Below are 14,203 nucleotides of genomic sequence, written 5' to 3' on the forward strand. Positions count from 1 at the left end.
CACTTTTTGATAGCGCCTACAGGTACGGGCTGGTTACGAGATGAATTTAATTGCCAATATTGAAATAAAAAAGTAAAATTGGCATGGTTTTAGGCACGCTAAAATATGTCGACTAGTAAGGTTTTTGGCCGCTGTCGCGCATATTCAGCCGCTTGTGGGGAGTAATACATATGGCTCGAAAAATAGACTTTTCTACCTACTCTCTTAATGATTTGTATCTGTCTGCTCAGGCAATTGATCGCGATAAGTACCCTGAAAGGGCAAAGGAAATCGATAGGTTGATTGCTGAAATAGAAGAGTCTAACCCATATGCACACATGAAAAAAATCTCATCTTGCACATATCACAACAATGCTATATACATCATGATTATGTTTGTGTTTTTTGTCTTAATTCCAGCTGTTTTTACATCAGGATTCTTATTTAATGGATCAATGAGCCTCATATTTGCGCCAATTTTCACAATAGTTTATGGGTTTACCTTATTTAAATTTTGTCGTTTGGACGTGCCTGATACTGTGTATGATGATGGAGATGCTTTATTGTTCATAAACAATAATAAACAGCGACGGGTAGAACTAAAAGAGATAGTCAAAGTAAGGCATGAAATGTGGCATAGGTATTTAATACGGCTTGAAGTACGTGCCGAAGGAGCATCAAAAACGGAGTGCCTATTTATGTCAGATACGAATCCTAAGCTTTTTTCTGTAAACCCTTTAGTTTGTGAACTAAATAAAAGAGCAAATGCAGCTAGACGCGCTAAACAATCAGAATGTAAGAGGCAACGCTGATTTTTATCGTTCTTCAGCATGCTCCCTATACAGTTGGCTTATTGATTTAACCTGGCGTACAAGCATTTATTCTTTACATACTCAGAGGTTATGACTTCACATTCAGCTTGCTAGGGAGCATGCGATAATTTCGAGTCAACACAATATTTGTAGAAATTCACAGTATATGGCTCTATCCATTGACAGATGATAAGCCGACAGCTGTGCGAGGGATTAAGCATGCACCGAGAATAGCCAAAAGGAGATGCAGCTTGGTTTCGAACCAACGTAAATTACGCTGTTAGCGGTTATTGGGGCGTTAAATATTCAAATTAAAGCTGTTAAGGTACTAAAATTATTAAATAAATTTAATTTTATTGGCAGCAGATGTTGGTTTTGAATAAATGAAAACTCCGGAAATTCACGCTAGTGTACAATTATGAACTTGGAAACATTGGAGTAAAAATTTGAAAACAAGACAATGCTCAAGGTTAATGATAGTGAATGGTCAAGATGAATTACTGTTGTTTCAATACAAGGATGAACATAAAAGCGAACCATTTTGGGCCACAGCTGGTGGAGAATTGAAAGAAGGTGAATCCTATTTAGACGCAGCCAAAAGAGAGCTGTATGAAGAGACCGGCTTAACCAATGAGATCGGCGAGCTACTTATGGAGCGTGAAGATATTTTTGCCGTTGCGCGATCTACCCCAGCAAAATGGCAAGAAAAGTACTATTTGGTAGGGTGTGCGTCTAACTGTAAGGTGTTTGCAGCCCAGTGGACTGAAGAAGAAAAGTCTACAATCCAAAAATGGAAATGGTGGTCGCGGAAAGAAATGGACCAGGCGGGTATGGATTCATTCAAGCCTGACTGTTTACCGGCGTTATTTGATAAAATATTAAACAGCAAATCAAATGTATAACAAACTGTTTAATAATGTAAAGTTCAGAAGGCTGGTTATACGCTTCACTTCATTTTAATGCTTGGCATTATATAAATGCAGGAGGCCGTTGATTGGACCTTTTCGGAATGTATTATTTCACCAACGTAGCGCCACGGATGAGTGAACGGTGGATAAAGCCTATGTTAGGCTGAACAGTCCTCGCTGTTTTTAGATTGATAAGTGACTTTACAATTCACTTGTTTGAGCCAGAACCAGCCTTTTTTATCATTTTGTCGAATCTAGGTACTCCACTATCCAATTTCAGAATTGATGAGGGTAATACACGTATCTGGGGATTTCTCCGAATCGTACCTAATGTGCTTAATATAATATTTCAAATAGAGGAGTAGCCACTTGGTTAATAACTGTTTTAACAATGTTTTTTTGGTTTGAGCAGAAAAACAATGTACTAATGGAAAGCTGATAAAGGTTGTACTCATTTGTTCTGTTATTTTATACGGTTTGCATAAAACGCCATAATTACTCGTAATCTCGGCATCATGGGGAGAAATAAAATGAGTAAACTACTTACGAAAGAACACAAATTACTATTCGTATTGAGTATGTCAGTGTTGCTTGCAATTTTTATTGTTAAGTGGGCAAATGAAGATAACCTAGTTTATAGACCACTAATTCAAGATATGCGTTTGGTTGATTCGGTTAAAATTGCAGATGTCTTAGATCAGGAACGCATTTACTATTATACCGATGTTAAAAACCATATGCTTTATGTCAATCAAGAACAGTCAGAGCTAGCTCGAGTCTCACTGGCTAAAATTGGTTATGTCATTGAATATCCGGAAATCACTAAACATACTGATCTGAATAAAGCTTATGATGCATTTATCAAGCAAAAAAAATTAGAAGAAGAAGCTGTTAAAATATGGCAAAGCGCATGGTTCTTTAAACTAGTTAAGTTGGTTATTGGGGGACTCGTAATTATTGCTCTAATTCTTGCGATTGTCCGTCCTGCTCTTGCATCAATTATCTATGACGAAGATGAAAAGTAGTTGTAACCAAGGGACGTAAAACAGTTGGTTACAGCTTCTTATTTGCTAATTTTAGCAATGTTCGATACGCCCTATATAAACCGTAATATATTTATTGAGGTGTGATCTTTTGGTCCAGTATAAAAATAATCAATTAGCCTGCGGTGTGATTGTTCTAGGTGTGGTAATTTCCATTTTATTGTCGCCATTCGATAAATATTTCTTTGGAAATTTTACCTTTTTTTGGGGGCCGCAAGCGATAGTTTTAGTTGTATTGGCATCGGCTAAAATGAAAACTGAGCTTATTGCTGGGGCCTCACTAATAATGCTCATTTATTTATGTGTATTTTATTTCTTGGCAAAAAATTCGGAGCCGATGATTTGGTTATTTTATATCTTCTCTTGCCCTGGAATTTTAGTTGGCGCATTTGCGATTGGTTTTATTACACAAGATGAGACTGCTTCCTCGACTTTCCGACTTTTCGCTTATGGCTTTGGCTCTTCATTTATAGGGCTATTACTAAATGTCGCAGTGATTTATTTTGTGTCCTAATTACTTAGGCATTTTTGACCAGCGTGTAAAGTATTGTTGGTATGATACTACTTTAAAAATGGTTAAAGCATTATTGGCGTTAATGGTTTCACTTTGGCGATAGGAATAACGAATCTGGGCGCTGTTATGCGAGCATTGTGGGCGAGCATATAGAGCGCTCATATCCGATTGGTTATTTGTTCTTTCTGCGATACACGATATAGTGACTTTACAAGGAGGGTGGTGTAGAACTGAGGGGGAGCTTGTTAAAATGAGAGAGCTTTTTGCTTCGCTCAACTCCTGCATACTGCTCCTTTAGTAGATTGATAGCGCTTTATAAAGACGGAGAGAATTATGGCAATGTTTAGTATTTGCTGTCCACTTGATGATTGTCACTTTGAGCAAAAAGACTTACCTCCGATAAACAATCATCTCACCTCGTTAAGTTTAGTTCATCGACGTAAGAAAAAGCTTGAATATGTTGATTCTGACCTATTTCGAATCTTTAAAATTCCGAAAGAATTCGAAAAGCTAATGTACGCATATGTGTAATAAAATCAAATTATAAGGCACAAAGCAGCTGTCTCGATTTTTACACACAATAGCAAAAGTATCGGCCAATACTGATTGCCTTTCTTACCAAGTATCGATTGTTAGGAATAAGATGAAAAAAAGTCCATTAAATGAGTTAGGATGCTGGCGTGAGCTTTCTACTGGCGGCAAAGAACTGTGGCTTCAGAGCACATGCGATAGGTTCTTTCATGATGAATCCTTTATCATTGAGAGTATGGCGAATAGAGTCATTGAAATCGACGGTGAACTCATTAATGAGCCGCTTGATTTCTTCTGCCTGATTGGCGAGATGGTTAATGGAGCAGAAGGGTACTTTGGTCAGTGTTTCCAAAGTTTTGATGATTGCTTATTTGGAGGGTTTGGCATTGAATTTCCAAGTACCATCGTGTGGAAAAACTTCTTGGCAACTGAAAAGTTGTTACCTAATTTCTGCAATGACATCGTGGCAGCAATTCAATCAGTTCATGAACGTCAGTCATGATATGAAGGCACACAACAAGCGATACAGCTAGTAATTGAGGATAAGGACTAATAAGGCCTTTAAAATCAGGTTTATAGGGTTTGGCATCGCATTATTGTAGTAAACACTTTACTTTCCATTTTTACCTCCTCTTCAATGACAAATATTTAAATTAGAGTTGTCCAGTTTTGCTCGATATACAGCAGGTGTCAGATCGCCAAGACTGTCATGTGTGCGTCCTTCGTTACGACTCAACCGTCAATGCTGAACACTTCTTTCACTTGAGTGAGTTTTTTAACTTTTTAGATTGCATCACCACAAGCATCGCTAAGGTTTTTCAGCAAAGGGAGCCGCGGCAAATGTGACGACCCAGCTAGATAAAGCGTTACGACTGCTCACAGTTTCTCACATTAAAAGCATTTATAGTTTCACTGACTTTATTTGCTAAGGAAACAGCTCATCATGAAAAAGTATAATTTTTGGGTATTATTAGTCGTATTTATTTTCGTCTCTTTATTATCTGCTTGTAACAACAATCAGTCGCAAAATGATCTCCAATATACAACGCATACCTTCGATTCACTCAACCATCAACTCGTTGGCCGTCTTTATAAACCAAAACATCACACGGCATTTGATCCAATTGTCATTTTCGTTCACGGTGATGGTGCTATGGACAGCACAGCTAAGAGCTTTTACCTCCCGATAACCGAATCATTAGCCGCTAAAAATATTGCTACTTTTTCTTGGAACAAACCGGGGGTTGGCGAATCACAAGGCAATTGGTTATCGCAATCTATGAAAGAGAGAGCTACTGAAGTACAAGATGCGATTCAATATCTTCGTGTAGCGGGTTACCAACAAAGCCAGATTGGTTTACTTGGTTTTAGCCAAGCAAGTTGGGTATTTGCAAACTTGCACAATGAATCGCAACTCGATTTTATGGTGCTTGTTGGCGGTGCGGCTAATTGGTTGTCTCAGAGCCAATATAGTATGTGGATCCGTTTGGTGGATGAAGGAACAATTAGCGCTGACGACCTAGCTGCAATCGAGCGTATTAATCAGCTAACCGCCAAAGAGTATCAGCTAATAAAAGCTGGGTATGACCATTACCTCGCAGCCCCACTGCATCAGGACCCTTACATGCCTGAGCCGATAAAAGATGAAGCGCGATTTAACTTTGTTAGAAAAAACATTGATGCAGATGTCTTTGAAGGCTTTAGTAAACTTAATCTTCCCATGCTAGCCATATATGGCGACAGTGACGTGCATGTCGACATTGAACATAGCCAAATTGAATTTGCGCATGCTTTTGCAAGCTCAAGTCAACAGCATGCCAGTCTAGAGCAGGTGACGATCCGTAATGCCACACATGGCTTGCTGAGACCTGATTTACCACTAGATGCTCTATTTTCTATAAAAAAGAAGCATTTTTCTCCTAGTGCAATAGAAACCATGGTCGAATGGATTGATTTAAAGCGAGAAACCAGTGAAAAATAACTGTTGCCGCTAAAACTGAAATAACACTTGTGAATTGTCTAGGTTAGGTGCTAAACATACTCGCCCAAGGACTTTGGCAATTCTCTTGTGCCTCATGTTGTTTTCCACAAAAGAAGTATAAATAAGCCCTAACAAATTGATTAGTAGTAAATTTAACAGGAGGCGTTGTGCTACGTTTCTTCGAACTCAAAAATCGATTTACAAAGACTTGTCAATTATTAAGGCGTTCAAGTTAAGGTGAAAATCGCATTACTTCCCGGATTTGATGGCACTGGCTACTTTTTCAGATTTGCTGAAAAAGTTACCTTCGACTTTAAGTGTTGAGGTGATTTCCTATACGACTATTTCATCTCTATCATGCTACGAGCAAGCCCAATAAATCACAGCCCTATACCAGGAATAAGATATCTTTAACTCTTATTAGGTTGTTGAATTTAGAGGGTTGTTCTTGGAAGTGTTTTGCAGCGAATTCGGCAAAGCTATATTTTACGATACTTATAACTAGATATTGTGCAATTAATTAGATCATCGTAATCTCACTTCATGACAGGGGGAGCTGATTTGTAGCAAATGGCGTTTCGCTCTTTATCGAACTGTATAAACATAGTTGACAACGAATATAATAAACCAGTGGACGTTTTTTAAAAACTATAGCTTTATGAAATACTTTAAAAAAATGATTGAGCATTATATCCCTATCAATGATGATGAGTGGGCCGATGCGTGTGCAATATTTGACATAAAACATGTCAAAAAAGGAACTCAGGTACATCACGCTGGTGAAGTATTTAGTGAGATATGGTTTATTAAAAGTGGATTAGCGAGATCATATTTAAATGACATGAATGGCAAAGAACATACTTGGCAGCTCTATTTTCGTGGTAAAAGCAAACACGGTTTAAACCACTTTATGGACGATAGTGTCAGTTTTTATGAAAAAACAGGATCAATGCTCAATTTTGAGACTCTTGAAGATTCGGTTTTTTATGTTGCGCCTTTGGAAGCGCTTGATAAGTTTATATCACAAGATAAAAAATGGGGGCGTTTAGCAAGAATATGGATGCATAACACCTACTATTCGGCAACATATAAACGTGTTCTGTCTCTTATGTCAGAGACTGCTGCCCAAAGATATGATCGTTTACTTGATGAATACCCATTTATATTTAATCAAGTTAAGTCATATCACATCGCTTCTTATCTTGGTATCGCCCCCCAAACATTGAGTAAATTAAAAAATGAATCTAGGTGAATGAACTTTAGTATTTCGCTGTTTACCATGTGTTTTTTCTATGGAGGAGATGAACAGTGAATACCTTTCAAAAATTTAGATACCAACAGAGGCAAAATTGCCAGCCATACATTCGACACGTCTGGAATGCAAGTTGCGACAATGAGGCTAGTGTCATGTATAAGTATGGAGCGTCATGATGGAACTGACACAAATAGGTGCACAACTCATCTTTATTGGAACCGTCTTTTTTCTTGTCGGTTTAATGCAAGGAGCCCTGATACCGTCCGTGAAAAATTCCCGGATGGCTCTTTCTGGTCACTTAACTGCGGTCCAATGCGCAATGGCGCTGGTTATTTTTGGTGTTATCTGGTCTCTGGTTGAGTTGCCTCAATCTTTAGACATTTTTGTGGCTTATGGCTGCGCATTGGGCTTCATACTTATTTGGCTAGGGATAACTATTGCGTCTGTGGCTGGTGCGAGTAAAGCACTGCCAATCGCTGGCGCTGGGTTTTCAGCTACCGTAATAACCGAACTTACGGTTAAGATTATGGTACGTACAGGGTCTCTGCTATCACTTATTGCCTGCAGCTTGTTGGTTTTTGGATTAGTTCCAATACTTTGGTAGTCGTAATAGTTGCATAACGACGTCATCCAACCGACCTCTTTGGGTTTGGCACTTGATTGCGTCAGTCCAACCCCTAGAACACTCTGAAAATCATCGGCTGATGGCGGCGTTATACGTTCGAGGAATCGTATGATATTTAAAAAAATAGAAGAAATACATTGGAATAGGATTTTAGAAATTCAGGATGAGTCTTATCAAGAGGTTGGCACTGAAGAATTAGATGTACTCAAAAGTAAAAATGCGGTTGCTCCTGACACTTGCTTTGTATGCGTGTCAAAAAGCGGAGGGGTAGTCGGGTACTTATTAGCCCACCCATGGAATGGAGTTTACCCTCCAAAGCTGTTTGAACCATTACCAAACATCACACACTGTGAGTATTTATATCTTCATGATATGGCTATAAGCCCTCAATCAAAGGGGAGAGGAGTTGGTCGTGCAGCAGCCTTAAAACTATTTGAAATAGCAAAAAATAAAGGAATGAATAAAGTAGTGCTAGTTGCGGTACAGGGCTCGGAAAGCTTTTGGTCGACAATAGGGTTCCAAGAAGTTAAAGGTGTCAGTGTATGTTCAAGCTATGGCGAAAAAGCGCTTTTAATGGAAAAAGTTTTAGCTGTATAACATGAGGTGCAGCCGATTGCCACGAGTACCTCCATTATCAGAGGTTAAACGTTGCGTTAAGCGTACCAATCGGATTCATTGAAACTATAAATTTTATTGTGGTTACTATAAAAATGAATGTTTAGGAATATACTAGACCTTGTAGAGTGTCTAATTTCATTTGTTTGACTTGAGTGGATTAATTTACGCGGAAATACGCATTTGGAAGATAGATGGTTAAACATAATTAGCCCGTTGTTTTGTCTTTGCGGTGCGACTGGGCTGTCTTCTGGACACTTACCAAATTAAATTTTTAGACTTAACGAGTCAATTAAACATTGAACTTAAAATAGCTGGCTAATATACCTTCGTTGTTAATTTTGCTTGCTATTTTACGTCGTTTATTCAGGTTTTAGCTTTCAAAGAGGATGAAAATGGCTACAGATAGCGAAAATACGGTGCTTGATACTGAAATATCAAAGCTCTATCTAAAAGTATTAGAAGATCCCAAATTAGATCTGGAACACAAGAAAGTCCTATTGGATGAGATACGCAAGTTGAGGCCTGCATCAGAAAACAGGTGGAATTTTCGCTGGGTAATTTGGGCGTTGGCGCTTGTAGCAATAATATCACCAGTCGCTTCTGCTATAGCCTTAATTTTTAGCAAAGAGCCAAACATTTCGGAAGGTGTTTTGGCTCTATCTTCAACTGCTGTAGGCGCTCTTGCTGCTTATGTAACGTCAGGACTAAAAAAGTAGATTTTGAGTAAATAAAGAAAAGCTGACAAGCCACTATCAATAGGGTCAGAGTCGTTGATTTCAGCGCGGGAATATCAATAATTATGTCGTTTCAGTGATGTAATACAAATAATCGTCAATTCTCGATTTTTGCAGGCTGTTTTGGCGTTGAAAATACGGGGTGTAGTTGTTATTAAGTTACTAAAAGTAATAAACAAAGTTTGCTTGATATGGTGTATATCTCAATTGTAGTTAAAAGAGGTATCCGTGAATTCACGCTAAGATGTTGTTATGTACCATGGAGGACGAATGAGAGACGGAGCTTTCTACTTGGGGGTTGGCTTTCTTTTTACACATGAATTAGATGCCATGAGAAACAATGAATGGCTGGTTTTACCAATTGTTAGTTGGTTACCCCCTGATATAGCCGAACTGACTTTTGTCCTAACTCATATACCGTTGTTTGCGATTTTAGTGGCTTTGATTGCAAGCCCAAACGACAACGTGAGATTTAAAACTAAGTTTTGGCTGTCTATGTTTCTCGTAGTGCATGGTATTCTGCATGTTGCATTTATGGGGCATGATAATTATGAATTTAACTCTTGGGTTTCTGACCTACTAATTTTCGGTGGTTCATTATGTGGAATAGTTTACATTTTTCTTAGTAAAAACAAACCTAGTACATAACAAGTCACTCAGGCAGAGCAAAGGTATTTGACTTTTGTTGATGCGCTTGGGGAACCTATCATAAAGGGTCTTCTAATCAGATTTTGTAAGCGCACGTATGGCAGGGGGTGACTAACTTCCATCATCACGTAGTACTTTCGCCGTCTAACTTCTTTGCCAAGAGTGATTGTCGATTACATAGTTCTTTCCTGATTGTATTTTTCTGGCGACTCAATTGAACATAATGGTGAGTTTCTTTCCAATGAAGAAGTTATATTGCTTTATGACAAACTCGCCGTGGGGTTGTTCAGGGCGAATGATCCAATATGGCACCAATCAACAGACGAGACACTGTATTCAAATCTTGTTTGACAGGTTACTACTAAACAAGAAAACAAAACCAGCTGGCTTGTGTTTCTTTTCAGCTCATTGTAGCAAAGTATATTTGCGCCCAGTAGTAAAGCGTTAGTTTCCTATTAGTGTATGTGAATTGGTTGAATTATTAACAATAAAGACTTCAGCTTTTTGGAAAGCTTATATTGGAGGCATATCTTTGGGAGCTTTGGAATATGGCTAATGTTTCATGTCGTGGTTTATTCTGTTTTTCATTATCACCAGTAGATTGTTGTACCAAAAAATAATAGCGGATGATAAAAGGGGGTTAGTTTTTAATACTCAAACTAGAAGAATATCCAAGCGAAATACCCAAGAGGCATATCCAACAAATCTCTGAGGGTGATTCATTTTATGGATCAAGATATATTAAGGTTTCCTTTCGAAATGGTATTACAGTCAATAACAATACGCCTATTCAGTTTTTGCGGTAAAACCTCTCGAAGAGTCGTTAACTTGACTGTGTATATTTTTTCGTAAAACCCTAATAAAATTGCAAATAAGCTGAATTAAGTAAGGTTAAATAGAAGAAAGTTGCTAATAGAAGCAGCCAACAAGCCGCTAAATTAAGGTTCACAAAAGCGGTCATACCATTTGCTGAGTAAATCGCCCGCCTGCATTTGGTTTACATTAGTAGCGGGCACTAGAGCTAAGGAAAGAGCTATGAATAAAACCAATATATTGATACCACTGACACTTTTTTTGACTGCGTGTACATCAGCACCTGACATTGAAGAAGTTCAAGCGAATTATCTAGACCTGTCATCAAAAGAGCAAGTTAAACTTGTTGAAGAATACTGGACTATTCTTAAAAGAGTTGAACCAAGGTATCCGATTTCAGCAGCTAAAAATAATATATCTGGCTGTGTTGATTTGATTGTTGGCATTGGCCAAAACGGAAAAGTCAAAGGTTATAAAGTCCGCTCTTCATATCCTAAAGGCGTATTTGATGATCATGCAGCGGCGGCCCTATTCAAGTGGAAATGGAAAGCTACTGAAAAAAATAAGGATAGTGCACCTGTTTTAACCTCCGTTCGTTTGGACTTTACTACAAGCAGAAACCCAACTGATATTGAATATCTTAAAAACTGTCCAATCAGTGAAATTTAGCGCTTACAAAGTCGTAAACGTGGACAAAAAGTTCGTGCTTTTTGTGCCGTTTACGGCAAGCGTCGGTTTACAAGGAGAAATATATGAGTATGGATGTAGCCGTTTGAGTTACTTGCCTCGCAACTTTACCCGCAGACCTTCCGCACCCAGATGACTGGAATATTGAAACGTGGGATGATTTCACGTCGTACGTATATTCAAGCCCTAAAATGGACTGGCAGATTGTACTCGAAAAGCTTGATGATATTGAAAAGCCTACGGCTCAAGCGTTAAAGTTGATCCCAGGTTTAATGCATGGTTATGTTCTTTCTTTAGAGCCGATTGGTGCCGATGAATTAGGGTTCAAAATACTGGAAGAAGCAATTCAATCTTTGGCAAATAAATGTAATGGTGCTGTCGTTGAGTGGCCTTCAGGTACTAGTAAGATTGACCCAAAGTTGTAAACTAACAAGCAATTAAATTGGGATGAAAACTCGCAGGCTTTTTCGTTTTGCTCAGTATCAAAGGGGTCAGAGTCGTTGATATCACGGCGGGAATACCAATGTTTAGATAATCAAGGTGCCGCATAGAAAATAACCGTCAGCGGTTTTATTTTCACCTATTTATACGTCTGGGTTGGCCGTTTGAAAGCGTTAAAACCCATTGTTTCAGTTTGGCGAAGCCATAATGTATATTGGATACATCAAATGAATGTTTACAAACGATCGAGCCCATGTGATTATTAGGACTTGTAATTTATTCTGTTCTTTTGGTATTTATTCAGGTTATTTTCCCCAGCATATACGGCTAGAAAATTGATTGGCTACAGGAGTTTTTTCATGGAAGAAAGTAACGCTTTTTTTATCATTTACTCTGTTTTTCACGGAGCTGCGGGTGTAATAGGTGTAGCAAGTATTGTAATTGCCTTCGTAGCAGCATACAAGTTTAGCAAGGTTAAGCAATTACCATGGGGAAATGTATTGCTTTACTCCTTATTAGTTTCCGTTGGGCTTTCAGTTGCGGAGTGGGTAATTATCGACTTCTTTTTGGAACCTTCAACTGAAAGGGTTGTATTAGCGGAGAGTATATTTCTTTTTATATTGACCATCCCTTATTTGGTGGGCTGTATTGCCATTTATAAAATTGCTGGCCATATTAATCAAATTGAATAATAAAGCTCCTAGTAGCTTCCTTTAGAGTGCGTTGTGGACACGCGAAAAGGCCATTTATATTTACATTCAAGTGAACAAAATGGTTGAACTATAGTGAAATTTTTTATTCTATCACTAGCTCTGTATTTGATAGTGTCGAGTGCCCAAGAAAAGCAAAGCACAGGCATTAAAATGTTGGTAGCGCTTGTTTTGAAGAGCCAGCATGGCCTAATAAAAGTATCAACCGACATTTGTGCATGTTTGAGTTAAATACCGTAAATCCTTTCTATCCAGAAAATAGGCGCATGGAGGTTATTAAGAACTTTGCTAAGTCACAACACCCGAAGTGTGAAGTATCTGATGGTATTGAAATGATGGACCCAAAGGCGGACATTGATCATGCGATGTTTTTGATTTTCTTTCGTATAAGTTGTGTTTAGCACAGCCCTGTTCAAGCAAGAAAAACGAGTTGACTATTATCACGTTTCACTATTGAGCTAACACATTTATTGCCTTCTATTAGCGTATTATTTTTCACTTCGACTTGATGATTATATTGCTGCTTTAATTTCCTGCTTTTCCAAACGAATGTTGTGTGGAGGTCAGGAAGAACAGCTGCATGTGGTTGCTTTAAAAGTGATTTCACTAAAGCAAAATTATAAGCCCCTTTATAAAGGAAAGGGGCTTTTACGGAGTCCATCCCCTAAACAATAATCCCAGGGATCTCCTTGCCAAACCCAAGGTCAACGCCACAGGCTTTAGCTGCCGTATGCAGCACATCATGCTGGTTGTAACCTGAGCCCATATTACTGACTACACCTCGGTTTATGCGAGCACCGCCACCGGCAATGAGGTATGAACATGGGTTTGCAGAGTGTTTATCTGCGTGTCCCATATCCGATGTTTCTAGCACTACGGTACTATCCAGTATGCCTGCCGCTTTTAGCTTTTGGATCAAGTACGCACTTAAGCTGCCTAGATGGCTGCGCATTTCGGTGTAATAGGGGTAGTTAGGTTGGCCGTTGCTCCCGCCATGTATTGCATTGTGATAGTGGCCTTGGAAGTTCAACTCAGGGATACGGAATTCCGCTTGGTGGTTACCAAACGCCAGAGATATAGAACTGGTCAAATTGCATTGCAAAGCTGCCACGGCAATATCTGCCTGTAAGCGTGCTTGTTGACTGAATGTATCAAAGGTCAAAGGGAATTCAGTATTATCTGGAGCAATACCACAAGACACACCGCCATATAGGTCATCTAAGCGGCGCTGGGTATCGGAAATTGCATCGAGATGATCATTCATCCTTTGAACTTCATAACCTGCGAGCCTGTTTTTAATCGCATTGGCAGCCGACATGTGCGCATTCATAATAGGCGTTTTACTATTGCTGCCTTGTGAACTGCCGAACACCATTTTAAAGACGGTGAAAGGGTTCTCTTGGAATGGCAAATGATTACGGTTGTCTTTAGTTAACTGTCCTTGACCATTGCTGTGAACGCCTAAGTTAAGATAACGAAATGGTAGGTTTGGACCTAACGCATTGCCCATTGTGACGTCATAACTATCACTCCCCCAATTTTGAGCAAGCAGGATTGGCATTCGGCCATGACCTGCGTTGGAGTGTGACATATTGACCATAAAGTTACATTCGGTTTTGACCGGCTCATAGCCGGCAGACATCACGCCCAGTTGCATGCTATCGCCGCTTCCCGTAGGGTTCCAAAGTGATGATATCGATCCACCAGGTATATAAATCGAAACCGTCTTATTTGGTAGTCCAGCACTTTGTGCATCTGCATCTCTTGCATATAGCAAACCTGATACCAATGGAGAAGTGCGGATCAGGGCGGTAGAAATCCCTGATGCCATAAACACTTTTAATAGTCTACGGCGCGACATCATCATGTTATTTAAATGTTCATCTTTCATTTTATTAACCTTC

16 protein-coding genes are annotated in these 14,203 nt (G+C 39.0%); 15 read left to right on the forward strand and 1 reads right to left on the reverse strand.

Annotated features, from left to right (window positions below; translation table 11 throughout):
- Positions 1 to 170: 170 nt before the first annotated feature.
- The 15 genes from J8M00_RS28145 to J8M00_RS00710 all read left to right on the forward strand — a co-directional run bounded on the left by J8M00_RS28145 (position 171) and on the right by J8M00_RS00710 (position 12,281).
- A complete protein-coding gene (locus tag J8M00_RS28145) occupies positions 171 to 791 on the forward strand; it encodes a hypothetical protein (protein ID WP_247687172.1) in 621 nt (206 codons plus the stop codon).
- 446 nt (positions 792 to 1,237) lie between these two features.
- The gene (locus J8M00_RS00645; protein ID WP_211008449.1) at positions 1,238 to 1,693 is read left to right on the forward strand and encodes an NUDIX hydrolase; all 456 of its coding nucleotides are present in this window, start codon (positions 1,238 to 1,240) and stop codon (positions 1,691 to 1,693) included.
- A gap of 536 nt (positions 1,694 to 2,229) precedes the next feature.
- Positions 2,230 to 2,724, forward strand: a complete 495-nt coding sequence (locus J8M00_RS00650) for a hypothetical protein (protein ID WP_211008450.1) — start codon at positions 2,230 to 2,232, stop codon at positions 2,722 to 2,724.
- A gap of 109 nt (positions 2,725 to 2,833) precedes the next feature.
- Positions 2,834 to 3,256, forward strand: coding sequence for a hypothetical protein (locus tag J8M00_RS00655; protein WP_211008451.1), 423 nt, complete (start codon positions 2,834 to 2,836; stop codon positions 3,254 to 3,256).
- A gap of 333 nt (positions 3,257 to 3,589) precedes the next feature.
- Complete coding sequence (locus J8M00_RS00660) at positions 3,590 to 3,787, forward strand: hypothetical protein (protein WP_211008452.1); 198 nt, start codon at positions 3,590 to 3,592, stop codon at positions 3,785 to 3,787.
- A gap of 112 nt (positions 3,788 to 3,899) precedes the next feature.
- A complete protein-coding gene (locus J8M00_RS00665) occupies positions 3,900 to 4,289 on the forward strand; it encodes a barstar family protein (protein WP_211008453.1) in 390 nt (129 codons plus the stop codon).
- A gap of 441 nt (positions 4,290 to 4,730) precedes the next feature.
- Positions 4,731 to 5,768, forward strand: a complete 1,038-nt coding sequence (locus J8M00_RS00670) for an alpha/beta hydrolase family protein (RefSeq protein WP_211008454.1) — start codon at positions 4,731 to 4,733, stop codon at positions 5,766 to 5,768.
- A 658-nt stretch (positions 5,769 to 6,426) separates the two neighbouring features.
- Positions 6,427 to 7,020 carry a Crp/Fnr family transcriptional regulator gene (locus J8M00_RS00675; protein WP_211008455.1) on the forward strand — a complete coding sequence of 198 codons (594 nt, stop codon included), beginning with the start codon at positions 6,427 to 6,429 and terminating at the stop codon, positions 7,018 to 7,020.
- Positions 7,021 to 7,195: 175 nt separating this feature from the next.
- The gene (locus J8M00_RS00680) at positions 7,196 to 7,627 is read left to right on the forward strand and encodes a hydrogenase (protein ID WP_211008456.1); all 432 of its coding nucleotides are present in this window, start codon (positions 7,196 to 7,198) and stop codon (positions 7,625 to 7,627) included.
- Between the two features lie 129 nt (positions 7,628 to 7,756).
- Positions 7,757 to 8,245 carry a GNAT family N-acetyltransferase gene (locus J8M00_RS00685; protein ID WP_211008457.1) on the forward strand — a complete coding sequence of 163 codons (489 nt, stop codon included), beginning with the start codon at positions 7,757 to 7,759 and terminating at the stop codon, positions 8,243 to 8,245.
- A 413-nt stretch (positions 8,246 to 8,658) separates the two neighbouring features.
- Positions 8,659 to 8,982 (forward strand): hypothetical protein, encoded by a 324-nt coding sequence (locus J8M00_RS00690; protein WP_211008458.1) that lies wholly within the window; start codon positions 8,659 to 8,661, stop codon positions 8,980 to 8,982.
- Between the two features lie 288 nt (positions 8,983 to 9,270).
- Positions 9,271 to 9,648: a DUF6713 family protein gene (locus tag J8M00_RS00695; protein WP_211008459.1), complete on the forward strand. Its 378-nt coding sequence runs from the start codon at positions 9,271 to 9,273 to the stop codon at positions 9,646 to 9,648.
- 1,035 nt (positions 9,649 to 10,683) lie between these two features.
- The gene (locus J8M00_RS00700) at positions 10,684 to 11,130 is read left to right on the forward strand and encodes an energy transducer TonB (RefSeq protein WP_211008460.1); all 447 of its coding nucleotides are present in this window, start codon (positions 10,684 to 10,686) and stop codon (positions 11,128 to 11,130) included.
- Positions 11,131 to 11,339: 209 nt separating this feature from the next.
- Entirely contained in the window at positions 11,340 to 11,573 is a 234-nt protein-coding gene (locus J8M00_RS00705) for a hypothetical protein (RefSeq protein WP_211008461.1), read from the forward strand.
- Between the two features lie 375 nt (positions 11,574 to 11,948).
- On the forward strand, positions 11,949 to 12,281 hold the full coding sequence (locus J8M00_RS00710) for a hypothetical protein (RefSeq protein ID WP_211008462.1): 333 nt from the start codon (positions 11,949 to 11,951) through the stop codon (positions 12,279 to 12,281).
- Positions 12,282 to 12,963: 682 nt separating this feature from the next.
- Here the strand turns inward: J8M00_RS00710 and J8M00_RS00715 are convergent.
- Positions 12,964 to 14,190 carry a DUF1552 domain-containing protein gene (locus tag J8M00_RS00715; protein ID WP_211008463.1) on the reverse strand — a complete coding sequence of 409 codons (1,227 nt, stop codon included), beginning with the start codon at positions 14,188 to 14,190 and terminating at the stop codon, positions 12,964 to 12,966.
- Positions 14,191 to 14,203: the final 13 nt, after the last annotated feature.

The sequence above is a fragment of the Pseudoalteromonas luteoviolacea genome (assembly GCF_018100925.1).
Taxonomy (GTDB): Bacteria; Pseudomonadota; Gammaproteobacteria; order Enterobacterales; family Alteromonadaceae; genus Pseudoalteromonas; species Pseudoalteromonas obscura.

Excerpts from the sequence above, each read along its gene's own strand:
- J8M00_RS28145 (WP_247687172.1), top strand. The coding sequence starts at position 171 with ATGGCTCGAAAAATAGACTTTTCTACCTACTCTCTTAATGATTTGTAT.
- J8M00_RS00650 (WP_211008450.1), top strand. The coding sequence starts at position 2,230 with ATGAGTAAACTACTTACGAAAGAACACAAATTACTATTCGTATTGAGT.
- J8M00_RS00660 (WP_211008452.1), top strand. The coding sequence starts at position 3,590 with ATGGCAATGTTTAGTATTTGCTGTCCACTTGATGATTGTCACTTTGAG.
- J8M00_RS00665 (WP_211008453.1), top strand. The coding sequence starts at position 3,900 with ATGAAAAAAAGTCCATTAAATGAGTTAGGATGCTGGCGTGAGCTTTCT.
- J8M00_RS00670 (WP_211008454.1), top strand. The coding sequence starts at position 4,731 with ATGAAAAAGTATAATTTTTGGGTATTATTAGTCGTATTTATTTTCGTC.
- J8M00_RS00675 (WP_211008455.1), top strand. The coding sequence starts at position 6,427 with ATGAAATACTTTAAAAAAATGATTGAGCATTATATCCCTATCAATGAT.
- J8M00_RS00680 (WP_211008456.1), top strand. The coding sequence starts at position 7,196 with ATGATGGAACTGACACAAATAGGTGCACAACTCATCTTTATTGGAACC.
- J8M00_RS00685 (WP_211008457.1), top strand. The coding sequence starts at position 7,757 with ATGATATTTAAAAAAATAGAAGAAATACATTGGAATAGGATTTTAGAA.
- J8M00_RS00690 (WP_211008458.1), top strand. The coding sequence starts at position 8,659 with ATGGCTACAGATAGCGAAAATACGGTGCTTGATACTGAAATATCAAAG.
- J8M00_RS00695 (WP_211008459.1), top strand. The coding sequence starts at position 9,271 with ATGAGAGACGGAGCTTTCTACTTGGGGGTTGGCTTTCTTTTTACACAT.
- J8M00_RS00700 (WP_211008460.1), top strand. The coding sequence starts at position 10,684 with ATGAATAAAACCAATATATTGATACCACTGACACTTTTTTTGACTGCG.
- J8M00_RS00705 (WP_211008461.1), top strand. The coding sequence starts at position 11,340 with ATGGACTGGCAGATTGTACTCGAAAAGCTTGATGATATTGAAAAGCCT.
- J8M00_RS00710 (WP_211008462.1), top strand. The coding sequence starts at position 11,949 with ATGGAAGAAAGTAACGCTTTTTTTATCATTTACTCTGTTTTTCACGGA.
- J8M00_RS00715 (WP_211008463.1), bottom strand. The coding sequence starts at position 14,190 with ATGAAAGATGAACATTTAAATAACATGATGATGTCGCGCCGTAGACTA.